Source organism: Rhizobium aouanii (assembly GCF_037002925.1).
Taxonomy (GTDB): domain Bacteria; phylum Pseudomonadota; class Alphaproteobacteria; order Rhizobiales; family Rhizobiaceae; genus Rhizobium; species Rhizobium aouanii.
Genome location: NZ_JBAMYD010000011.1, coordinates 43,852 through 64,435 on the forward strand (window position 1 = coordinate 43,852; position 20,584 = coordinate 64,435).

Annotated in this window: 21 protein-coding genes, 1 tRNA gene and 2 pseudogenes; 15 read left to right on the forward strand and 9 right to left on the reverse strand. The window is 60.5% G+C overall.

Annotated features, from left to right (window positions below; translation table 11 throughout):
* The first annotated feature begins 32 nt into the window (after nucleotides 1-32).
* Nucleotides 33-242, forward strand: a complete 210-nt coding sequence (locus V8P77_RS19635; RefSeq protein ID WP_064250150.1) for a SlyX family protein — start codon at nucleotides 33-35, stop codon at nucleotides 240-242.
* A gap of 56 nt (nucleotides 243-298) precedes the next feature.
* On the opposite strand, the gene V8P77_RS19640 is transcribed toward V8P77_RS19635, so the two are convergent.
* Complete coding sequence (locus V8P77_RS19640; RefSeq protein WP_335913883.1) at nucleotides 299-1,780, reverse strand: NAD-dependent succinate-semialdehyde dehydrogenase; 1,482 nt, start codon at nucleotides 1,778-1,780, stop codon at nucleotides 299-301.
* 166 nt (nucleotides 1,781-1,946) lie between these two features.
* Nucleotides 1,947-3,227, reverse strand: a complete 1,281-nt coding sequence (locus tag V8P77_RS19645) for a 4-aminobutyrate--2-oxoglutarate transaminase (protein WP_335913884.1) — start codon at nucleotides 3,225-3,227, stop codon at nucleotides 1,947-1,949.
* Between the two features lie 167 nt (nucleotides 3,228-3,394).
* On the opposite strand from V8P77_RS19645, the gene V8P77_RS19650 reads away from it, so the two are divergent.
* From V8P77_RS19650 to V8P77_RS19660, 3 genes are all read left to right on the forward strand, one after another.
* Nucleotides 3,395-4,204 carry a MerR family transcriptional regulator gene (locus V8P77_RS19650; protein WP_335913885.1) on the forward strand — a complete coding sequence of 270 codons (810 nt, stop codon included), beginning with the start codon at nucleotides 3,395-3,397 and terminating at the stop codon, nucleotides 4,202-4,204.
* A gap of 186 nt (nucleotides 4,205-4,390) precedes the next feature.
* Nucleotides 4,391-5,017 carry a ribonuclease D gene (locus V8P77_RS19655; RefSeq protein ID WP_025396583.1) on the forward strand — a complete coding sequence of 209 codons (627 nt, stop codon included), beginning with the start codon at nucleotides 4,391-4,393 and terminating at the stop codon, nucleotides 5,015-5,017.
* Between the two features lie 230 nt (nucleotides 5,018-5,247).
* A complete protein-coding gene (locus V8P77_RS19660) occupies nucleotides 5,248-6,813 on the forward strand; it encodes a hypothetical protein (RefSeq protein ID WP_335913886.1) in 1,566 nt (521 codons plus the stop codon).
* A gap of 77 nt (nucleotides 6,814-6,890) precedes the next feature.
* On the opposite strand, the gene rpsA is transcribed toward V8P77_RS19660, so the two are convergent.
* The 3 genes from rpsA to aroA form a co-directional block, all read right to left on the reverse strand.
* Nucleotides 6,891-8,594 carry a 30S ribosomal protein S1 gene (gene rpsA, locus V8P77_RS19665; RefSeq protein WP_003544285.1) on the reverse strand — a complete coding sequence of 568 codons (1,704 nt, stop codon included), beginning with the start codon at nucleotides 8,592-8,594 and terminating at the stop codon, nucleotides 6,891-6,893.
* 176 nt (nucleotides 8,595-8,770) lie between these two features.
* The gene (gene cmk / locus V8P77_RS19670) at nucleotides 8,771-9,418 is read right to left on the reverse strand and encodes a (d)CMP kinase (protein ID WP_335913887.1); all 648 of its coding nucleotides are present in this window, start codon (nucleotides 9,416-9,418) and stop codon (nucleotides 8,771-8,773) included.
* 72 nt (nucleotides 9,419-9,490) lie between these two features.
* Nucleotides 9,491-10,849 carry a 3-phosphoshikimate 1-carboxyvinyltransferase gene (aroA, locus tag V8P77_RS19675; protein ID WP_335913888.1) on the reverse strand — a complete coding sequence of 453 codons (1,359 nt, stop codon included), beginning with the start codon at nucleotides 10,847-10,849 and terminating at the stop codon, nucleotides 9,491-9,493.
* A 275-nt stretch (nucleotides 10,850-11,124) separates the two neighbouring features.
* Here aroA and V8P77_RS19680 point away from each other — a divergent pair, with 275 nt between their 5' ends.
* The 3 genes and pseudogenes from V8P77_RS19680 (at nucleotide 11,125) to V8P77_RS19690 (ending at nucleotide 12,096) form a co-directional block, all read left to right on the forward strand.
* Nucleotides 11,125-11,508 carry a TIGR02300 family protein gene (locus V8P77_RS19680; protein WP_028757143.1) on the forward strand — a complete coding sequence of 128 codons (384 nt, stop codon included), beginning with the start codon at nucleotides 11,125-11,127 and terminating at the stop codon, nucleotides 11,506-11,508.
* A 151-nt stretch (nucleotides 11,509-11,659) separates the two neighbouring features.
* Nucleotides 11,660-11,735, forward strand: a tRNA-Ala gene (locus tag V8P77_RS19685).
* A gap of 120 nt (nucleotides 11,736-11,855) precedes the next feature.
* Nucleotides 11,856-12,096: pseudogene (locus tag V8P77_RS19690) on the forward strand (GIY-YIG nuclease family protein).
* Between the two features lie 160 nt (nucleotides 12,097-12,256).
* Here V8P77_RS19690 and V8P77_RS19695 read toward each other — a convergent pair.
* Both V8P77_RS19695 and V8P77_RS19700 read right to left on the reverse strand, forming a co-directional pair.
* Entirely contained in the window at nucleotides 12,257-12,640 is a 384-nt protein-coding gene (locus V8P77_RS19695; protein WP_335914047.1) for a gamma-glutamylcyclotransferase family protein, read from the reverse strand.
* A 94-nt stretch (nucleotides 12,641-12,734) separates the two neighbouring features.
* Nucleotides 12,735-12,974 (reverse strand): annotated as a pseudogene (locus V8P77_RS19700) (sigma factor); the annotation flags it as partial.
* A gap of 382 nt (nucleotides 12,975-13,356) precedes the next feature.
* Between V8P77_RS19700 and V8P77_RS19705 the strand changes: the two are divergent.
* Nucleotides 13,357-14,079: a YoaK family protein gene (locus tag V8P77_RS19705; protein ID WP_335913889.1), complete on the forward strand. Its 723-nt coding sequence runs from the start codon at nucleotides 13,357-13,359 to the stop codon at nucleotides 14,077-14,079.
* Between the two features lie 68 nt (nucleotides 14,080-14,147).
* The gene (locus V8P77_RS19710; protein ID WP_335913890.1) at nucleotides 14,148-14,936 is read left to right on the forward strand and encodes a YdcF family protein; all 789 of its coding nucleotides are present in this window, start codon (nucleotides 14,148-14,150) and stop codon (nucleotides 14,934-14,936) included.
* Between the two features lie 124 nt (nucleotides 14,937-15,060).
* Here the strand turns inward: V8P77_RS19710 and V8P77_RS19715 are convergent, their stop codons facing one another.
* Nucleotides 15,061-15,534, reverse strand: a complete 474-nt coding sequence (locus V8P77_RS19715; RefSeq protein WP_028743597.1) for a hypothetical protein — start codon at nucleotides 15,532-15,534, stop codon at nucleotides 15,061-15,063.
* A gap of 171 nt (nucleotides 15,535-15,705) precedes the next feature.
* On the opposite strand from V8P77_RS19715, the gene V8P77_RS19720 reads away from it, so the two are divergent.
* On the forward strand, nucleotides 15,706-16,341 hold the full coding sequence (locus V8P77_RS19720) for a trimeric intracellular cation channel family protein (protein WP_335913891.1): 636 nt from the start codon (nucleotides 15,706-15,708) through the stop codon (nucleotides 16,339-16,341).
* A 119-nt stretch (nucleotides 16,342-16,460) separates the two neighbouring features.
* Here V8P77_RS19720 and irrA read toward each other — a convergent pair whose 3' ends face one another.
* Nucleotides 16,461-16,880: an iron response transcriptional regulator IrrA gene (gene irrA, locus V8P77_RS19725; RefSeq protein ID WP_003544303.1), complete on the reverse strand. Its 420-nt coding sequence runs from the start codon at nucleotides 16,878-16,880 to the stop codon at nucleotides 16,461-16,463.
* A 300-nt stretch (nucleotides 16,881-17,180) separates the two neighbouring features.
* Here irrA and fabA point away from each other — a divergent pair, with 300 nt between their 5' ends.
* The 5 genes from fabA to V8P77_RS19750 all read left to right on the forward strand — a co-directional run bounded on the left by fabA (nucleotide 17,181) and on the right by V8P77_RS19750 (nucleotide 20,581).
* A complete protein-coding gene (gene fabA, locus V8P77_RS19730; RefSeq protein ID WP_011649939.1) occupies nucleotides 17,181-17,696 on the forward strand; it encodes a 3-hydroxyacyl-[acyl-carrier-protein] dehydratase FabA in 516 nt (171 codons plus the stop codon).
* 45 nt (nucleotides 17,697-17,741) lie between these two features.
* Nucleotides 17,742-18,974, forward strand: coding sequence for a beta-ketoacyl-ACP synthase I (gene fabB / locus V8P77_RS19735; protein ID WP_168349151.1), 1,233 nt, complete (start codon nucleotides 17,742-17,744; stop codon nucleotides 18,972-18,974).
* Nucleotides 18,975-18,981: 7 nt separating this feature from the next.
* Nucleotides 18,982-19,788 (forward strand): enoyl-ACP reductase FabI, encoded by an 807-nt coding sequence (gene fabI / locus V8P77_RS19740; RefSeq protein WP_335913892.1) that lies wholly within the window; start codon nucleotides 18,982-18,984, stop codon nucleotides 19,786-19,788.
* Between the two features lie 100 nt (nucleotides 19,789-19,888).
* Nucleotides 19,889-20,056 (forward strand): type II toxin-antitoxin system HicA family toxin, encoded by a 168-nt coding sequence (locus V8P77_RS19745; RefSeq protein ID WP_335913893.1) that lies wholly within the window; start codon nucleotides 19,889-19,891, stop codon nucleotides 20,054-20,056.
* 129 nt (nucleotides 20,057-20,185) lie between these two features.
* On the forward strand, nucleotides 20,186-20,581 hold the full coding sequence (locus tag V8P77_RS19750) for a type II toxin-antitoxin system HicB family antitoxin (protein ID WP_163878774.1): 396 nt from the start codon (nucleotides 20,186-20,188) through the stop codon (nucleotides 20,579-20,581).
* The last annotated feature ends 3 nt before the right edge of the window (nucleotides 20,582-20,584 follow it).

Below are 20,584 nucleotides of genomic sequence, written 5' to 3' on the forward strand. Positions count from 1 at the left end.
CCATCTGTGCCGGTTTCGGCAAAGGAGCATCGATGTCCGACGAGACGAACCACATCACCCGGCTGGAAGAAATGCTGGCCCACCAGGCAAAGACGATCGAAGAGCTTTCCGATCAGCTCGCCGAGCAATGGAAAACGGTCGAGCAGATGCGCACCAAGCTCGACCGGCTGACCGAACGCTTCCTGTCGCTGGAGGAGCAGTCGCTGGAGGCACCTGGCATCACCCGCCCGCCGCATTATTGACGACACGCGGCGCAATGCCGCGTGTCGTTGGGTGTCTTGCGCCATGAGGCGGCGGATCAAACGCCGCCGATGCAGAGATATTTCATTTCCAGATAGTCGTCGGCGCCGTGCCGCGAGCCTTCGCGGCCAAGGCCGGATTGCTTGATGCCGCCGAAGGGCGCCGTCTCGGATGACATCAGGCCGGTATTGATGCCGATCATGCCGTATTCCAGCGCTTCCGCCACCCGCCAGACCTTCTTCAGGTCGCCAGCAAAGAAATAGGCGGCAAGACCGAATTCCGTATCATTGGCTTGGGCAATGACATCTTCGACCGTCTCGAAGCGAAAGAGCGGCGCCACCGGCCCGAAGGTCTCCTCGCGCGCCACCTTCATGCCGCGCGCAACGCCGGTCAGCACCGTCGGTGTGAAGAAGGTGCCGGCGCCGTCGATGCGCTTGCCGCCGGTCAGCACCTTGGCGCCCTTGGCAAGCGCGTCGCTGACATGGTCTTCCACCTTGGCAAGGCCCTGTTCATCGATCAGCGGCCCGATCACGACACCCGGCTCGAAGCCGTCACCGACCGACATCTCGGCGACCTTGGCGGCGAGCTTGGCGGCAAAGGCGTCATAGACGTTCGACTGGATGTAGAGGCGGTTGGCGCAGACGCAGGTCTGGCCGGCATTGCGGTATTTCGAGGCGATCGCGCCTTCGACGGCAGCGTCCAGATCGGCATCGTCGAAGACGATGAAGGGCGCGTTGCCGCCGAGCTCCAGGCTCACCTTCTTGATCTGGTCGGCGCATTGCCGCATCAGGATACGGCCGACCTCGGTCGAGCCGGTGAAGCTGATCTTGCGCACCTTTTCATTGCCGCAGAGCTCGCGGCCGATTGCCGGACCGTCGACCCCGACGATGACGTTGAAGACGCCGGACGGAATGCCTGCCTGCTCGGCGAGCACGGCAAGCGCGATCGCCGTCAGCGGCGTCTGTTCGGCGGGCTTCGAGACCACGGTGCAGCCGACGGCAAGCGCCGGGGCGATCTTGCGGGTGATCATCGCTGCCGGGAAATTCCACGGCGTGATCGTTCCGACGACGCCGACCGGCTGCCGAATGACGATCATCCGTTTATCGTCGGAAGGCGCGGGGATCGTCTCGCCATAGATGCGTTTGGCCTCTTCCGCATACCATTCGATATAGGCCGCGGCATAAAGGATCTCGCCGCGTGCTTCCGGGAACGGCTTGCCCATTTCGGCGGTCAGGATCGCGGCGAGTTCATCGGCATTGGCGACCATCAGGTCGAACCATTTGCGCAGGATCGCGCTTCGCTCCTTGGCCGGACGGGCCGCCCAACCCGGCTGGGCGGCATGGGCCGCATCGATCGCCGCCCGCGTCTCGGCCGCACCCATATCGGGCAGCGAGGCGAGCAGCTCGCCGGTTGCCGGGTTGAGCACGTCGAAAGTCTTTGTGGCATCGCCTGATGTCCAGACGCCGTCGATATAGCCGGCATCGCGCAGCAAGGGCGAGGAGAAGGGAACGTGTCTGGTCAGTGCGCTGGTGAAAGCCATGTCATATCCTCCTTGGGAGTGCGGCTGCCGTTGCCGGCAGCCATTGAAATCCGGCTAGAGCAATTCCAGGAAAAGTGCGCAGCGGTTTTCCGTCCGGAATTGCGTAAAACAAAAAGTTAGAGCGGTTCTGCGCTTCCTTGAAAAGCTGAACCGCTCTAGGGTGCGCTTAACGGCCCGCGCTTGCTTCGAGCATCGAGGCCTCGAGGATATCGAGGGCTTCGCCGAAGATCTCGTCCTGGATGGTGATCGGCGCGAGGAAGCGGATGACGTTTCCATGGACGCCGCAGGTGAGCAGGATCAGGCCCTTGTCGAGCGCGATCAGCCGCACCTGGTTGGCGAATTCCGCGCTCGGCAGTCCCGTCGTCCGGTCGTTGAATTCGACGGCGTTCATGAAGCCCGGCCCGCGGATATCGACGATCTCCGGCACCGTCTCGCGCAACGATTCCAGCCGCTGCTTCAGCCGTCCGCCGAGCAGGTTGGCGCGGTTGCAGAGATCCTCGTCGACAATGACGTCGAGCACGGCATGGGCAGCGGCGATCCCAAGCGGATTGCCGCCATAGGTGCCGCCGAGCCCGCCCGGTCCCGGCGCATCCATGATCGCGGCGCGGCCGGTGACGGCGGCGAGCGGAAAGCCGCCGGCCAGGCTCTTTGCCATCGTCGTCAGGTCGGGCGCCACCTCGTGATGATCCATCGCGAACATCCTGCCGGTGCGTGCAAAACCGGTCTGCACCTCGTCGGCGATCAGCAGGATGCCGTGCTGGTCGCAGAGCTCGCGCAGCGCCTTCATGAAGGCGGCGGGTGCGGAATAGAAGCCGCCTTCGCCTTGTACCGGCTCGATAATGATGGCCGCGACGCGCTGCGGATCGACATCGGCGGCAAAAAGCTTCTTCAGCGCCGCCAGCGACTGATCGGCGGTGACGCCGTGCAGCTCGACCGGGAAGGGAATATGAAAGACGTCGCCCGGCATCGCGCCAAAGCCGACCTTGTAGGGCACGACCTTGCCGGTCAGCGCCATGCCCATGAAAGTGCGGCCATGGAAGCCGCCGCCAAAGGCGATGACGGCCGAGCGGCCGGTTGCGGCACGCGCGATCTTGACGGCGTTCTCGACCGCTTCGGCGCCCGTCGTGACGAAGATCGTCTTCTTCTCGAAATCGCCCGGCAGCAGCGCGTTCAACCGTTCGGCAAGATGCACGTAGCTTTCATAGGGCACCACCTGATGACAGGTATGGGTGAAGCGTTCGAGCTGATCCTTGACCGCTGCGATGACCCGGGGATGGCGGTGGCCGGTATTGAGAACGGCGATGCCGGCGGCGAAATCGATGTAACGGCGGCCCTCCTTGTCCCAGATCTCGGCATTCTCGGCGCGATCGGCATAGATCTGGGTCGTCATGCCGACGCCGCGTGAAATGGCTGCATTCTTCCGGTCGGTAAGGCTTGTCGCGGTCATCGGTGGCTCCTGCACTGAAAGGGTTTGAAAGTTATCTTGTATAATTTCTGCAAGATGCATATAAAACTCCTACATTTTTCCTGCAAGAAAGCAAGCGGCATTTTTTGCTTCAAACATCACGTTTTTTATGAAAGCTCTGGGGCGATTGGAATCAGGGATATTGGCGGATGAACGATAACGGGCCTGTGCGCTACAAGGTGGCGGAAGCCGCGCGGCTGGCGGGTGTTTCGGCCTCGACGCTGCGTCTCTGGGAAAGCCAGGGTCTGGTGGTTCCCGGTCGTTCCGAAACCGGCCATCGGCAATACAGCGCCGACGATGTGGCGCGGCTGAAGCGCATCTCCTGGTATCGTGTCGAGCGCGGGCTCAATCCCGCGGCAATCCGCGAGGCGTTGGAGAGCGAGGAACCTTCCGCCGATAGCGCCGAGGCAAGCCAGGATACCGGCCTCGGCCGCAAGCTCCGCAGCCTGCGCCATGCGAGCGGCAAGACACTCGATCAGGTGGCCGGCGACATCGGCGTCACCTCGTCGACGCTCTCGACGCTGGAGCGCACCTCGCAGGGCATCAGCTTCAAGACGCTGCACGATCTGGCAGAGTATTACGGCACCACCGTCTCCCGCCTCTCAGGTGAAGAAAGCGGGGAGGTACCGGCGCTGGTGCGCGCCGGCGAATGGCGCAAGTGGCCGGAAACAACGCCGGGTGTCACGGTGCAGCTTCTCGCCGAAGGCCGCCGGATGATGGACTGCCATCGTTTCGTGCTGGCGCCGGGTGCTGCCAGCGAGGGCGCCTATCGCCACGAGGGCGAGGAATTCATCCATGTTCTGTCCGGCCGGCTCGAACTGGTGCTCGACGGCGATCAGTTCTTCGATCTCGGCCCCGGCGATTCACTCTATTTCGAAAGCCGCCGCGACCATTCCTGGCGTAACCGTCACGATGGCGAAACCGTGCTTCTCTGGATCAATACGCCGCCGACATTCTGAACCGCAGCGCCTCGGCCCGAAAAAATCGAAATCGATTTCCGGAAAGCGCGATGCGAAGATTAAAAAAGGTAGAGCGTCCTTTGTGCGTCCAGAGGACACATGGCGCTCTACCGCAGCAAAGCGGTTTCGCACTCTGCGCCTTTGCGCTATAGCCCAAAGAGATGCATTCGTACGAAAGACAGTCTCATGGCGGCCACCATACGTTACCACGAAGGCGATATTTCCGCGGCCGATGCCGCCCGCTACACCGGCGCGATTGCGATCGACACCGAAACGCTTGGCCTGGTGCCGCGCCGTGACCGGCTCTGCGTCGTCCAGCTTTCGCCGGGTGACGGCACCGCCGATATCATCCGCATCGCCGCCGGTCAGAAAGAGGCGCCCAATCTCGTCGCCCTGCTCGAAGACCCGACCCATCAGAAGATCTTTCATTACGGCCGCTTCGATATTGCCGTGCTCTTCCATACCTTCGGCGTCACGACGACCCCGGTTTTCTGCACCAAGATCGCTTCGCGCCTGATCCGGACCTATACGGATCGCCACGGCCTCAAGGACAATCTCAAGGAGATGCTCGACGTCGACGTCTCCAAGGCGCAGCAATCCTCCGATTGGGCGGCCGAGAGGCTGTCTCCGGCCCAGCTCGAATATGCCGCCTCCGACGTGCTTTATCTGCATGCGTTGCGCGACAAGCTGACGGAGCGCCTGATCCGCGACGGCCGCTATGATCATGCGACGGCCTGCTTCGAATTCCTTCCGACCCGCGCCAAGCTCGACCTGCTCGGCTGGGAAGAGGCCGATATCTTCGCCCACAGCTGAGCGAATTGCTTTCATTCTGCGTTTGCTAATAACCGGGCGGCAGACTTGTCCGCGGCCGTTAGCGATTCATTAACGCCTGTTTATTAACATTCCTGTTAATTTTTATGCATTCGATGACGCCGGAACTGCGTCATGCGGACAGGAGGATCTGCTGGGATGCAAGGGGACCGGATGAGCGCGGTCCTTTTCTAGAGCCTGCTTTCATCGTCACTTTACGAAAGGAGCATGCCATGTTGACTCCCGTTCGTGCAGCGTCCAATGCAAGCTTTTCGTCCCAGGGTCAGACAGCGGCGATCGTCGCCAGTGGTCTCGGCCACTCGGTGATTGCCCCTGCGCCTGTCAACGCCGTCGAAGCCGCAGACCTCAATTCCGCCATTGCCGGCAAGCTCAATATTCTGCTCCTTGCGGCGCGCGAGCGCATGGTCGAAGCCCTTTTCGATGTCATCGATGCAGCAGGCCGCTCGATCTCGCTGGATCGTGGCGAGGACGAGAGCAATCTTGCCTTCGCCTCCCGGCTTGCCGATGCGATCCGGCGGCTGCCGGCCGCGAGAATCGACGAGGTCGAGCGCCAGCTGACCGCGCAAGGCCACGGTCTGCCGCTGCGGACCATTGCCGAAGCTCTGAAAAACCCGACAGGCCCGGAAGCCGCCCGCATCGTCGCCTATCTGGAAATCGTTCGCTACAAGGATCGCGATCTCGCCGCCCGCGCCGTCGTGCGCTCCTATCGCCAGAACGACGCCTCGCCGATGCGCGCCGAAGCCCGCCCCGAAATCCAGCTGCATGAGGACAACAGGCCGGCTGCCGCCACGCGCCAGCTGGCGGAAAAGGTGCCGGTATTGGTCGCTCCGCTGACCGAGGCTGCAGCGCTCGTGACTGCCGAAGAGCCGCTGATCGCCGAAACTGTCGAGGCCGCCGATCCGGAAACGCCACAGCCTGAAGAAGCCCCGGCCCAGCCTGCCCCGGTGGCGGCAGCGGAAGTCGCCGCGGAAGAATCCCTGCCGCAGGAGATCGAAGCCCAGCAATTATTGTCAACGGATCTGGACAAAATCGAGGATACGCAGGAAGCGGTGGAGCAATCGGCCGTTCAGCCCCGCATAGTGTCCGACAAGGCCGATCCCCTCATTCCCAGGAACTGGGCAGGGATCGTCGCTTCCATGACCGAAGAAGCCTCGGAGATGATCGCCACCCTCATCCGCGAGCAGGAAATCGAAACCGTGCTGGAGGATGTTCCCGTCGAGGCGGCGGTGGAAATCGATACGATCCTCGATGACGCCGTCATCAGCGAGGCAACCGGGAGCTTGACTAAGCAGCCGGTGGAACTTGCCGCGCCGGACGTCCGCCAGACCACAGCGCTTCGCCCGTCGCAGCCGGATATCCCGCCCTTGGTTGTCGAGACCCGCCAGCCGAGGGAAGTCTCCGCCCGAGCGGAAATGATGCCGCTCCCGGAGACGATCGAATCCCCCTATGTGCCGCTGGCGGCAAGAATGCCGGAGGGACTTGCCTACACCCAGCTGCCCTATCAGTTCGCCAAGGATATCCTGTCGAACGAAAAGGCAGGCGAAACCCACCACCAGCACCAGCACCATCGCGACGGCGCCCCACAGGATCAGAATCAGGACGAGCAGCAGGCGCAGTCCGGCGGCGAGGATGCCGAGCCCGACGGCGAAGAGACCGACGCCGCACCCGCGCGGAGGACCCCGAGAATGATCGATGCCGAACCGGTGGCTCATCAGCCGGCAGGCGCGGCCGCCGATCCGGTCTATGCCCTCTATCAGCGCATGGTCGGCTGGGAATAGCTTTTTCTAAAGCCTGAAAATGAAGAACCCGCCGGATCGCTCCGGCGGGTTCTTCAATTCAAAGGCGGATGCGAGGCTTATTCGCCGCCGCGATTCTTCAGAGCTGCGCCGAGAATGTCGCCGAGCGAAGCGCCGCTGTCGGACGAACCGAACTGGGCAACGGCTTCCTTCTCTTCCGCAATCTCCAGAGCCTTGATGGACAGCATGATCTTGCGGTCCTTCTTGGAGAAGTTGGTCACGCGGGCGTCGAACACCTGGCCGACCGAGAAGCGCTCGGGGCGCTGCTCGTCGCGGTCGCGGGCGAGGTCGGCGCGACGGATGAAGGAAGTGATGTCCTCGTGGTTGACGAGCTTCACTTCGACGCCGCCGTCGTTGACCGCGATCACTTCGCAGGAAACGACTGCATTCTTGCGCAGGTCGCCAGAAGCAGCGGCGTCGCCGACTGCATCCTTGCCGAGCTGCTTGATGCCGAGCGAGATGCGTTCCTTCTCGACATCGACGTCGAGAACGACGGCCTTGACGACGTCACCCTTGTTGAACTCCTCGATGACCTGTTCGCCCGGACGGTTCCAGTCGAGGTCGGAGAGGTGCACCATGCCGTCGACATCGCCGTCGAGGCCGATGAACAGGCCGAATTCGGTCTTGTTCTTGACTTCGCCTTCGACTTCAGTGCCGGCCGGATGGCTGCGGGCGAATGCTGCCCACGGATTTTCCAGCGTCTGCTTGAGGCCGAGCGAGATACGGCGCTTGGACGGATCGACTTCGAGAACGACGACTTCGACTTCCTGGCTCGTGGACAGGATCTTGCCGGGGTGAACGTTCTTCTTGGTCCAGGACATTTCCGAGATGTGGATCAGGCCTTCGATGCCCGGCTCCAGCTCGACGAATGCACCGTAGTCGGTGATATTCGTGACGGTACCGGAAATCTTCTTGCCTTCCGGATACTTGGCCTGGATGCCATCCCACGGATCGCTCTCGAGCTGCTTCATGCCGAGCGAGATACGGTGGGTTTCCTGGTTGATGCGGATGATCTGAACCTTGACCTGCTGGCCGATGTTCAGGATTTCCGACGGATGGTTCACACGGCGCCATGCCATGTCGGTGACGTGCAGCAGGCCGTCGATGCCGCCGAGGTCGACGAACGCACCGTAATCGGTGATGTTCTTGACGACGCCGTCGACAACCTGGCCTTCTTCGAGGTTCTGAACGATTTCAGAACGCTGCTCGGCACGGGATTCTTCCAGAACCGTACGGCGCGAAACCACGATGTTGCCGCGGCGCTTGTCCATCTTGAGGATTTCGAAGGGCTGCGGGTTGTGCATCAGCGGGGTCACGTCGCGGATCGGACGAATATCGACCTGAGAACGCGGCAGGAAGGCGATCGCACCGTCGAGGTCGACCGTGAAGCCGCCCTTGACCTGGTTGAAGATCACGCCTTCGACGCGCTCGCCAGCTTCGAACTTGGCTTCGAGCTTGACCCAGCTTTCTTCGCGGCGAGCCTTCTCGCGCGACAGAACGGCTTCGCCAAGCGCGTTTTCGATGCGCTCCACGTAAACTTCGACTTCGTCGCCGACCTTCAACAGGCCGTCCTTGGCGCGCGCGCCGAATTCCTTGAGCGCGATGCGGCCTTCAACCTTCAGGCCGACGTCGACAACGGCGACGTCCTTCTCGATGCCCGTGACGATGCCCTTGGTGACATAGCCTTCGGCCAGGTCGTTCTTGGCAAAGGACTCTTCGAGAAGAGCCGCGAAATCCTCGCGGGAGGGGGTAGCTACTGACATAAAATCTCCTGCGTGTCCTGAAACGGAAGCGGACACGTATGCGCCGGTTGGTTTGCGTTGAACGGGCCTGAACCCAGTCCGCCCTCTCTTACGAAGGCAATCCGGCGCTTGGACGGAATTTCAGGCTTGCTGTATTAGAAGCGATCCATGCTCAGAGCACGCAAAATCGCTTGAATTTAGGCATTTCGGCTCAAGACCGCATCGATGATCGATTGAGCAGCTTGAAACGCGGCCTCTATACTCATTTCCGACGTATCAAGCAAGTGCGCATCATCAGCTGGTTTCAAAGGGCTGTCGGCCCGTCCCATGTCGCGTTCGTCGCGCCGCTTGACGTCCTCGAAGATCGCATCGAAATCCGCCGTCAGGCCTTTGCCGAGGATCTCGTCATAACGGCGTCTTGCGCGGACTTCCGGCGACGCCGTCACATAGAGCTTCACCGGTGCATCCGGGCAGACGACCGTGCCGATATCACGCCCGTCGAGCACGGTTCCCGGCGCTTTTGCCGAAAACCGCCGCTGCGCCTCGACCAGCGCCCGGCGCACCGCCGGCATGACGGCTATCCTCGATGCGGCTTCACCGATCTCATGTTTGGAAAGTATATCGCGATCCAATCCAGCGAGTTCAACCTCTCGCGCGATCTTTTCCGCTACCGCCTCGTCGTCGAGCGGCAGGCCGGCATCGAGCAGCGCCTTGGCCGTGGCGCGATAGGTCAGGCCGGTATCAAGATGGTGATATCCGTAGCGCTCTGCGATGAGGCGCGAGAGTGTGCCCTTGCCCGCTGCCGCCGGGCCATCGATGGCGATGGTGAAGGTCTCGTTCGTCATACGATCAATCCTGCGGCAGCGCGCCGAAACGGCGAATGAGTTCGTCTTCGCGGAATTGCCGCGGCCGGTAGATCATTCCGGCACCTCCTCGATCTTCGCTCCAAGGCCGGTCATCAGCTGCATGAATTCCGGAAAACTGGTCGCGATCATCGCCGCGTCGTCGATCGTGACAGGATGCTCCGAGGCAAGCCCCATGACAAGGAAGCTCATGGCGATGCGATGGTCGAGATGTGTGCTGACCCTGCCGTCGGCAGCGTTACCGAGGCCCTTGCCGTCAGGCCGGCCGCGCACGACGAGAAAACCCTCGCCTTCGTCGCAGTCGACGCCATTGAGTTTCAGGCCATCGGCAACGGCGGAAAGGCGGTCGGATTCCTTGACGCGCAGTTCCTCCAGCCCCTTCATGACCGTCGCGCCCTCGGCGAAACAGGCAGCGATGGCCAGAATAGGATATTCGTCGATCATCGACGGCGCCCGATCTTCGGGAACGGTCACGCCCTTGAGCTCGGAATGGCGCACGCGCAGATCCGCCACGTCCTCGCCGCCGGCAAGACGCGCATTCACCACCTCGATATCGGCCCCCATCTCCTGCAGCGTCAGGATCAGCCCGGTGCGGGTCGCGTTCATCAGCACGTTGACGATGGTGATGTCGGAGCCGGGGACAAGCAGCGCCGCAACCAGCGGGAAGGCGGTGGAGGAGGGATCGCCCGGAATGTCGATCACCTGGCCCGCCAGCTTGCCGCGGCCTTCGAGCCGGATTGTGCGCACACCCTCGCTATCGGTCTCGACGGAAAGGGCGGCGCCAAAACCCTGCAGCATCTTTTCGGTATGGTCGCGCGTCATCACCGGCTCGATGACCGTGGTGATGCCAGGCGTATTGAGGCCGGCAAGCAGCACGGCCGATTTCACTTGGGCGGATGCCATCGGCACGCGATAGCGGATCGGGCTCGGCGTTCCCGGCCCTTTGAGCGTCACCGGCAGCCTGTCGCCTTCGAAGGCGCTGACCTGCACGCCCATTTCGCGCAACGGATCGAGCACGCGGCCCATCGGCCGTTTCGAAAGCGAGGCGTCGCCTGTGAAGGTGGAGTGAAAGTCGTAGGTGCCGACGAGGCCCATGGTCAGCCGTACGCCGGTGCCGGCATTGCCGAAGTCGAGCGGCGCGTCAGGCGCAAGCAGCGCGCCGTTGCCGGTGCCGTCGATCACCCACTGCGCTCCCTCTTTGCGAATTCTGGCGCCCATCGCCTGCATTGCCCGGCCGGTATTGATCACGTCCTCGCCCTCGAGCAGGCCGGTGATCCGGGTTTGCCCGGAAGCAAGCCCGCCGAACATGAAGGAACGATGCGAGATCGACTTGTCGCCCGGAATACGGACGCTGCCCGTAAGGCCGGCGGATTTGCGGGCGGTGGCGGGCCTGGGCGCAGAGCCGTGCAGCATGCGTAATCCTTTGCAAACGCAGTCTATTTTTGCTGCAAGATAGGCTTGGTCGGTCGCAATTCCCGTCCGCTTTTGCAGCTGTTGCGGCTCGTTAACATAAACGTGCCGGGCGGTCATCCGTCAGCTTGCCAAAAACCCGGCGCCCGGATCGCAAAGTTTGGCTTTGACATGGGAAGCCACAGCGATTAAGGGGACCGGCTTATAAATTCCGATGGAACGCCGGCTTGATCGGCATTTGCCGAATCCTGCATTCGGTCATTCACACGAGGCTTATAGTGGCGAAAGCGGAACTTGGAACCAAGCGTACCGATCCGGAAACCGGCAAGAAGTTTTATGATCTGAACCGGGATCCGATCGTCTCTCCTTATACCGGCAAATCCTATCCCCTCTCTTTCTTCGAAGAAACCTCGGCGATCGCCGAAGTTGCCGAGGAAGACGAGGTCGCGGAAGTCGATACTGAAAACACCGAAGTCGAACTGGTTTCGCTGGAAGATGCCGATGACGCCGCCAGCGGTGACGACATCCCCGATATCGGCGATGACGATGTCGAAATCGAAGGCGACGACGACGACGATACCTTCCTCACACCCGACGAAGATGACGATGATGACGACATGAGCGACATCATCGGCGTGACCGGCGACGACGACGAAGTCTGAGACCGCATTTCGGCCCGGCGAGGAAAAAATTCTCCGGGCCAGATTTTTTAGGCTTGCTATCTCCGGAATCCGGAAGTAATAAGCCGCCACTCCGCAGGGCACGCGCCTTGAGGAGCATCCCAGGACCGGCCCCGAGCCGGACCACCCTGATGGGGCTATAGCTCAGCTGGGAGAGCGCTTGCATGGCATGCAAGAGGTCAGCGGTTCGATCCCGCTTAGCTCCACCAGCCTACGCTCTTCGAGCTTCGGCTCGGCAAGCCGGAAGGCTTGACGGGACGAGAGCGAGAAGGAAGCGGAGGCTGCCGCGCCGAAGTTGCGAAGCAACGTAGGCGGGCTATGATCCTTCCATGAAGTACGTCTACATTCTCCATAGCACTGAATTTCCGGATCGCTATTATGTTGGCGTGACGAGTGACCTGAAGTCGCGCTTGGCAAAACACAACGCCGGCGAGGTTTCTCACACCTCGAAATATCTTCCTTGGGTCTCTCAAGACCTATCTCGCTTTCTCCGATGAAGCGCAGGCCTTCGCTTTCGAGAAATATCTGAAGTCGGCTTCAGGCAGAGCGTTCGCAAAGAAAAGACTCTAGCCATCTCGCGTCAAATCCGGAAGGTCGCATGCACGCCTCGCATTGCGACGATGGCCGTCGCTCAATCCGCTTCATATCGACGGTGGCGTCGCCAGGGTTTTGTCGCGTCCGTTTCGGGCAACCCTTCCAGCCTTTCATTGTTAGGCCGGCCACAAGCGCCTCAACCCCTCCGGTCAAACGGAATAAACCGTCTGTCTTCGTAGACTCGCAGATAATTCGAGTGAACGGGCTCGGCGAGGTGCCGTGATTTCATGTATGCCAGGGCTCTGCATATTGGCCCGCCGGCGACCGGCTCCACGTCTATCGCCACGCACAGGTTGCCAGCCCTGCCGAAGGATTCGAGCCGATCCAGCCTTGCTATCGTATCGTCGCCAGACTCATAAAGTTCACCGACGACGCGATAGCCGATGCCCGGTTCGTCGAACATCATCGGGGCGAACCAAGGACCGGCGATAAGCATCGGATAACATTCTCGAGTCCTGAAAATTCCCAGAAACCTTGCACGGGAAAGTCCCTGCTCATGGAGGGGAAAGCCTCTCTTCAGAGTTCCAAAAACGGAATACGTCCTGTGTCATCCCGGCCAGCCTGTGCGCTATCGGCTAATCCATCACAAGATGGGAGCGATCGTGATCGCAGTGTCGGCGACGGCAATTGGTGCAGAACGTATTTCGAAGGATGGTAAAGAGCCAGGATTTGAGAGGTGCCGGGATGGTAGAGCCGAATCGAATTGAACGCCTTCAGCAGCGTTTCCTGCACGAGATGTCGTCCTCACTGCGCAAGAATCTTCGGGCAAATGCGCACAACGCCGGAGTCAGCTCGACAATTTCCGACTCGATCGGGGATGTTTTCTTTGCTGCAAAGCGCCGGAGGTAGTGCAGATAGGGGCACCATTTTTTCTCTCCTGGGATGAGAAGGAAAGTCCCGACCCTGCGAATCGTTGCTGTGCGATATCGGACAAACACGTCGTTTCGGCTGATCGGCAGACCTCTCCCAAAGCGACGGAAAGCACGAAGATGCCGGGGAGGCAGTGGTGGAATGCGTTCGGCAAAGGGCATTGTTGGGAAGGAGCCTTCGATATTTTGATCTCCGTAAGGTACCGGACAGAACAGTTCCGCAACGCCGACCGGCCACCGGCGACCGAAAAATATCCTGCCGTTCAAGTGCCGCCCACCCCTTCCAATCGCCTTTGCCAATTCCTCAATAGGACGATGTATATTTGTTGCCGCAATCTCAGCGATTCGGCTCCAGGACCCTCAGCCAATGACCAGAGCAAGACGCCGCCGCATCATCCGGACACGACGAACCCTGACCGGGCTCGCCCTTGTCGGCTCGATCTCGTTTCTGGCCGGCATGACCGATGCCACCGGTCTTCTGCTGACCGGCGATTTCGTCTCCTTCATGACGGGCAACACGACGCGGGCAGCACTCGCCTTGAGCGAGGGCAATCTTTATCACGCCGCGATCCTGATCTCCGCCATTGTCATTTTCGTGCTCGGCAATGCGGCTGGCGTCGTCATCTCCCATGTCTCCGAGCGCCGCATCTTTGTGGTGCTCGGCTGCGTCAGCCTGGTTCTGGCGCTCGCCTCGATGATGACAGTGCAGAACATGCTGTTTGTGCGGTTCTACATGATCGTTTTTTCCATGGGCATGGTGAACGCTGCCGTCGAGCACATTGAAGGCCTGCCGATCGGGCTGACCTATGTGACCGGCGCCCTGTCGCGTTTCGGCCGCGGTATCGGCCGCTGGATCATCGGCGATCGTCGTGTCGAATGGACGATCCAGATCGTGCCCTGGGGCGGCATGGTGCTCGGCGCAATCGCCGGGGCCGTCCTGACACGGCTAACGGGCGCGCATGCGCTGTGGCTGGTCTCCCTTTTCGCCATGGTGCTTGCACTTGCCGCCATGCTCATCCCGCGGCCGCTTCAGCGCCGCTTCAATCAGAAGGTCGCACCGAGCGGATCGGCCATCACGCGCGCGAAATAAAACCGTCGCATTCCTGTCACCGTCGAATCGGATAGGAAGGATCGCCGCCAATCCTCAAGGAGTGGGTCTTGTTCCTGATTTCGAAGCTTGTCTGGATTTTCGCTCAGCCGCTGTCGCTGGCATTCTTCCTCGTCTTCTTGGCCCTCATTGCCGGCCTTCTGCGCTGGCGTATCTTAAGTATCCTCGGCGCAACGGGTTCAGCCCTCATCCTCTTCGTCACGCTCTACACCACGGCCGGCAACCTGCTGATGCAGGGTCTCGAGCAGCGCTTCGCAAAGCCCGCCGCCGATCCCGATAGCCTGCAATGCATGATCGTGCTCGGCGGCGCCTTCGAAAACGAGGTGAATACGGTGCGTCACGGCATCGAGTTCAACGCCGCGGCCGACCGCTTCGTCGAAGCCTTGCGGCTCGCGCAGAAATTTCCGCAGTCGCGCATCCTGGTATCGGGCGGCGACGGCTCTATTTCGGGCATCTACGAAGGCGATGCGGCGGCGTCCGAGCGTTTCTTCCCGCTCTTCGGCGTCGGCAGGGATCGCCTGATCGAGGAGAGGCAATCGCGCACGACCTTCGAAAACGCTGTCAACACCAAGGAATTCCTGACAAGCCAGGGGCTTTCCAATTGCCTGCTGATCACATCGGGTTTCCACATGCCGCGCTCCGTCGGCATCTTTCGCAAGCTCGGCATCGATATCGTGCCCTGGCCGACCGATTATCGCAGCGACGGCCAGGTGAGCCTTGGGTTTGATTTCACCCAGCCGAACCTCAATGCGCAGAACATGGCGACGGCGATCCGCGAATGGTACGGCCTGGTCGGCTATTATCTCGCCGGCCGCACGTCGGAGCTTTATCCGCAATAGAGCAAATCCAGGAAAAGTGCGAAGCGGTTTTTCCAGGCAAAGCGCGAAGCGCTTTTGCCGGGAATTGCGTCAAAACAAAAGGCTAGAGCGGTTCCGCGCTTCCAGGAAGGAACGGCTCTAAGATTTACTTCTTCGAGATGGTGACGAATTTCGTGCCGCGGACGCGTGCCGTCACGGTGCAGGGATCACCTTCGGTGCGGTCGCAGAAGCGCGGATGCATCTTCATCGCCAGCACCATGTTGCCGAAGCGCTGGACGAAATCGTAGCCATAGATCTGTGCCGTCGCGATCATGAAATAACCGCCTTCGGCAACTTGCAGGTAGAAATTATAGGTGCAGCCGTCGTCATTGCATTGCGGCCCCTTCTGCCCGTCGCAGGTCAACTGGCCCTCGTTGACCACCGCATCGATCAGGCCGTCATTGTTGATGTCCTGCCGGATGATGAAGCCGTCGGCAAACTCGGCCGTCTTGCACTGCTCCTGGAAATGTTTCTTCTCGTAGATCTCAGGGTCGGAGATCAGCGATTGCTGACTGAGGGCGACAGCCGGCATGGCAAGCAGCAGGACGATATTCAGAACGGCGAGCACCAGCGTTTTCACGGCTTTCCTCTTTGGATAAAGGCTCCCAATGCATGTCGCCCAAAACTGTGCAGCGGTTTTGGGACAACGACATGCATTAAATCAAAGACTCCAGCTTTATGGCCGCGCCGCCTTGCGCCGCCCTTGCCGCCGTGATTGATTCCGCAAAACTTCCGCCGGTTCGGGGCTCGCATGTCTCTGCTCGTCTATCTCGATTATGCCGGCATTGCGCTGTTTGCCGCGACAGGCGCACTTGCCGCCTCGCGCAAGCAACTGGACCTGATCGGTTTTTTGTTTTTTGCCATGGTGACGGGAACCGGCGGCGGCACCGTGCGCGACATCGTGCTCGGCCGCGTACCGGTCTTCTGGGTGCTGAACCCCGCCTATATCCTCGTCTGCTGCATCGTCGGCGTCATCGTTTTCTTCACCGCCCATCTGCTGGAATCGCGCTATCGGCTGCTGATCTGGCTGGATGCGATCGGCCTTGCCGCCTATTGCGTGATCGGTGCCGCCAAGGGCCTCGCCGCCACCGGTTCGCCGACGATTGCGATCGTCACCGGCACGCTGACGGCGACCTTCGGCGGTATATTGCGCGATCTGATGGCAAACGAGCCTTCGGTGCTATTGAGGCCGGAAATCTACGTGACCGCAGCCCTCATCGGCGCCAGCGTGTTCACGCTCGCCAATGCACTTGGAATGCAGCTCTATCTTGCGTCAGCCTGCGGCGTCGTGGCGGCCTTTGCGGTGCGCGGTGGAGCCCTGTGGTTCGGCTGGACCTTCCCGACCTACAGGCACAAGCCCGGCCGGCATCCCGACGATATCATGTGAAGCCTAATGCGTCTCGCCCAAAAGTGCGCAGCGGTTTTGGGACAACGACATGCATAAAAACAGAGATCTAAAGCGCGAGGAGCGAATCTGAAAGATCGCGACGCGCTTTAGAGATGTCGTCAGCCCTGCTTCGCCCGCAGCCGGATCACCACGTCGACATGGGCGATCTCCATGCCCTCAGGCGGTTCCGGCAGATTGGCGATCGTCAGGTTGCTGACGGGAATGTCGAGCACCTCGTTCTCGCCTTCGACGAAGAAATGGTGATGGTCGGAAACATTGGTGTCGAAATAGGTCTTGGCGCTCTCGACGGCGAGAACGCGGATGAGACCGGCTTCCGTGAACTGATGCAGCGTGTTGTAGACGGTTGCCAAGGACACCGGCACACCGGCGGCAACCGCCTCTTCATGCAGTTCCTCGACGGTCAAATGCCGGTCGCCCTTGGCAAACAGGAGGTCGCCGAGCGCGACGCGCTGGCGGGTGGGGCGCAGGCCTGCACCGCGCAGCCTTACCTCTATTGCGATCGGGAATGCACCCGTCATCAAAACCAACTCCGGTTATTCTGGCATAAAGCAATCATGTTTCTTTAAGCGGTATAACTTTTGCATCGGAGCCTTTCAATAGTTCAATGGGGAGGAGAGCCTGATAAACGCGGCAAAAACGGGCTTTTGACGCAAATAGGTCTGGTCCCAGCCCTAGCCTTCCTGTATGCGACCACCAAATAATGGCGCAAGCCTGGTCCGGGGCGATGAATGAAGCTGCCTTGCTTGTGCTTCATTTTCTGAAGAACTTGGACTACACGTTCACATCCATCGGCTTGACGCGGGGGGAAAAGAAACTTTATGACGACCAGACAGTCCAGCTTCTCCTATGAAGAACTCATCGCTTGCGCGCACGGCGAGCTGTTCGGCCCCGGCAATGCGCAGCTGCCCCTGCCGCCCATGCTGATGGTTCACCGCATCACGGAGATTTCCGAAACGGGCGGCACCTTCGATAAGGGCTACCTCAGGGCGGAATACGACGTACGCCCGGACGACTGGTATTTTCCCTGCCATTTTGAAGGCAATCCGATCATGCCAGGCTGCCTCGGTCTCGACGGCATGTGGCAGCTGACCGGTTTCTTTCTGGGTTGGCTCGGCGAAGAAGGCCGCGGCATGGCGCTTTCGACCGGCGAAGTGAAATTCAAGGGCATGGTCCGGCCACAGACGAAGCTGATCGAATATGGCATCGACTTCAAGCGTGTCATGCGCGGCCGTCTGGTCCTCGGCACCGCCGACGGCTGGCTAAAAGCGGACGGCGAGACCATATATCAGGCGGCCGATCTTCGCGTCGGTCTATCGAAAGACAAGACGGCCTGAAACCGCATTTCGAGCGGCTGACGAAAACAACAAAGGTTTGATCAGATGAGACGGGTAGTTGTCACAGGTCTGGGTGTCGTGTCCTCGATCGGAAACGACGCGGCCGAAGTCACCGAATCCTTGCGGCAGGCAAAGTCGGGTATCTCCTTTTCGAGCGATTTCGCCGAACATGGGTTCAAGTGCCAGGTCTGGGGCAGTCCGAAGCTCGGTTCGGCAGAACTTGCCGAACTGGTCGACCGCCGCGCCATGCGTTTCCTGTCGCAGGGCGGCGCCTGGAACCATGTCGCCATGAAGCAGGCACTTGCCGATTCCGGCCTGGAAGAGAAAGACTACGCTCAGAACGAGCGTACCGGCATCATCATGGGCTCCGGCGGTCCCTCCACCCGCACCCTGATCGAAGCTGCCGAGATCACCGTCAAGAACAACAGCCCGAAGCGCATCGGCCCCTTCGCCGTGCCGAAGGCGATGTCCTCGACCGCATCGGCCACGCTCGCCACCTGGTTCAAGATCCACGGCGTCAATTATTCCATCTCGTCGGCCTGCTCGACCTCGGCGCATTGCATCGGCAACGCCGCCGAGATGATCCAGTGGGGCAAGCAGGACGTGATGTTCGCCGGCGGCCATGAGGATCTCGACTGGACGATGTCCAACCTCTTCGACGCCATGGGCGCCATGTCCTCTAAGTACAACGACACGCCGGACAGCGCCTCGCGCGCCTATGACATCAACCGCGATGGTTTCGTCATCGCCGGCGGCGCCGGCGTGCTGGTGCTCGAGGAGCTGGAGCGCGCCAAGGCCCGCGGTGCCAAGATCTACGCCGAAATCGTCGGCTACGGTGCGACCTCTGATGGATACGACATGGTCGCCCCCTCGGGCGAAGGCGCTATCCGCTGCATGCGCCAGGCGCTCGCCACCGTCAAAGGCGATGTCGACTACGTCAACACCCACGGCACGTCGACGCCGGTCGGCGACAGCAAGGAAATCGGCGCCATCCGCGAAGTATTCGGCTCGAAGATCCCGCATATCCAGTCGACCAAGTCGCTGACCGGCCATTCACTTGGCGCTGCCGGCGTACAGGAATCGATCTATTCCCTGCTGATGATGCAGCAAGGCTTCATCGGCGAAAGCGCCCATATCACCGAGCTTGATCCCGAATTCGAAGGCGTGCCGATCGTGCGCAAGCGTATCGACGACGCGAAGATCGACATTGCCCTCTCCAATTCCTTCGGCTTCGGCGGCACCAACGCTACGCTCGTCTTCCAGCGCTATAACGGATAATAATAATATGACGGGAATCATGCAGGGTAAGCGCGGGCTCGTCATGGGCGTCGCCAACAACCACTCGATCGCCTGGGGGATTTCAAAAGCTCTCGCCGCACAGGGTTCGGAACTCGCCTTCACCTATCAGGGCGATGCGCTCGGCAAGCGCGTCAGGCCGCTTGCTGCCGAGGTCAGCTCGGATTTCGTCCTGCCCTGCGACGTCGAGGACATCGCCTCGGTCGATGCCGTCGTCGACGCGATAAGCGAGCGCTGGGGCAAGCTCGATTTCATCGTCCATGCCATCGGCTTTTCCGACAAGAACGAGCTGAAGGGTCTCTACGCCGACACGACGCGTGAGAATTTCAGCCGCACCATGGTCATTTCCTGTTTCTCCTTCACCGAGATCGCCAAGCGCTGCGCTCCGTTGATGGAAGATGGTGGTGCGATGCTGACGCTGACCTATAATGGCTCGACGCGCGTCATCCCGAACTACAACGTCATGGGCGTCGCCAAGGCAGCGCTCGAGGCTTCGGTGCGCTATCTCGCTGCCGATTACGGCCCGCGCGGCATCCGCGTCAATGCCATTTCCGCCGGCCCGATCCGCACGCTTGCCGGCGCCGGCATCTCCGATGCGCGCGCGATCCTTTCCTGGAACCAGCGCAATGCGCCGCTGCGCAAGACCGTGACCATCGATCAGGTCGGCAGCTCGGCGCTCTACCTGCTCTCCGACCTTTCCTCCGGCGTCACCGGCGAAATCCACTTCGTCGACGCCGGCTTCAACGTCACCTCCATGCCGACGCTGGAAACGCTACGCAAAGCGGACGTCGAATAAGATCTGCCTGATGTTTCTACAAGGCCATACGCATTATAATGCGTATGGCCTTGTCGTTTTTGTTCAGAAGAGTTATATCGGAAAAGGATTGGGGCGGTCCGTGGAGCGAAACAGTCAGAAGATTATTGCCAGGCTGAAGCGGGAAGGCTTCGAAGTCGTTTCGATCAAAGGCTCGCACCACAAGCTTCGAAGAGGCAATCAGACCGTCATCGTTCCGCACCCGAAGAAGGATCTGCCGATCGGCACGGCGCTCTGCCTAATTCCTTAAATCGGAATCGATTTAAGGATAAAATTATGCAGCAATTCAAAGTGCTACAGCGTCCTTTTGCGCGTCTGAAAAGACGCGCGGCGCTGTAGAGATAGCGAAACAGGCCGGATGGAATGCGAGTGACAAATCATGAAATATTTTATTGCCATCGTGCACAAGGACAAGGGCAGCGCTTTCGGGATCAGCTTTCCAGATCTGCCGTCGGTATTCTCCGCCGCCGATGAGGAGGAGGATCTGATTGCAAACGCCATCGAAGCGCTTCGCCTCTGGGCAGAAGATGAAACCCTGCCGATGCCGTCCTCATACGATGAGATCAGTTCCCGGCAGGACATCCGCGAGCAGCTGGCCGCTGGTGCCTTTTTGACGCGTATTCCATTTATCGAAGATACGACACGCACCGTTCGAGCCAATGTCACCTTCGACAAAGGCATGCTGGATGCGATTGACAGAGCCGCGAAAGAGCGCGGCCTGACCCGTTCAGCTTTCCTTGCGAGTGCCGCACGCAAGGAAATCGAGGCTGCATAAGCC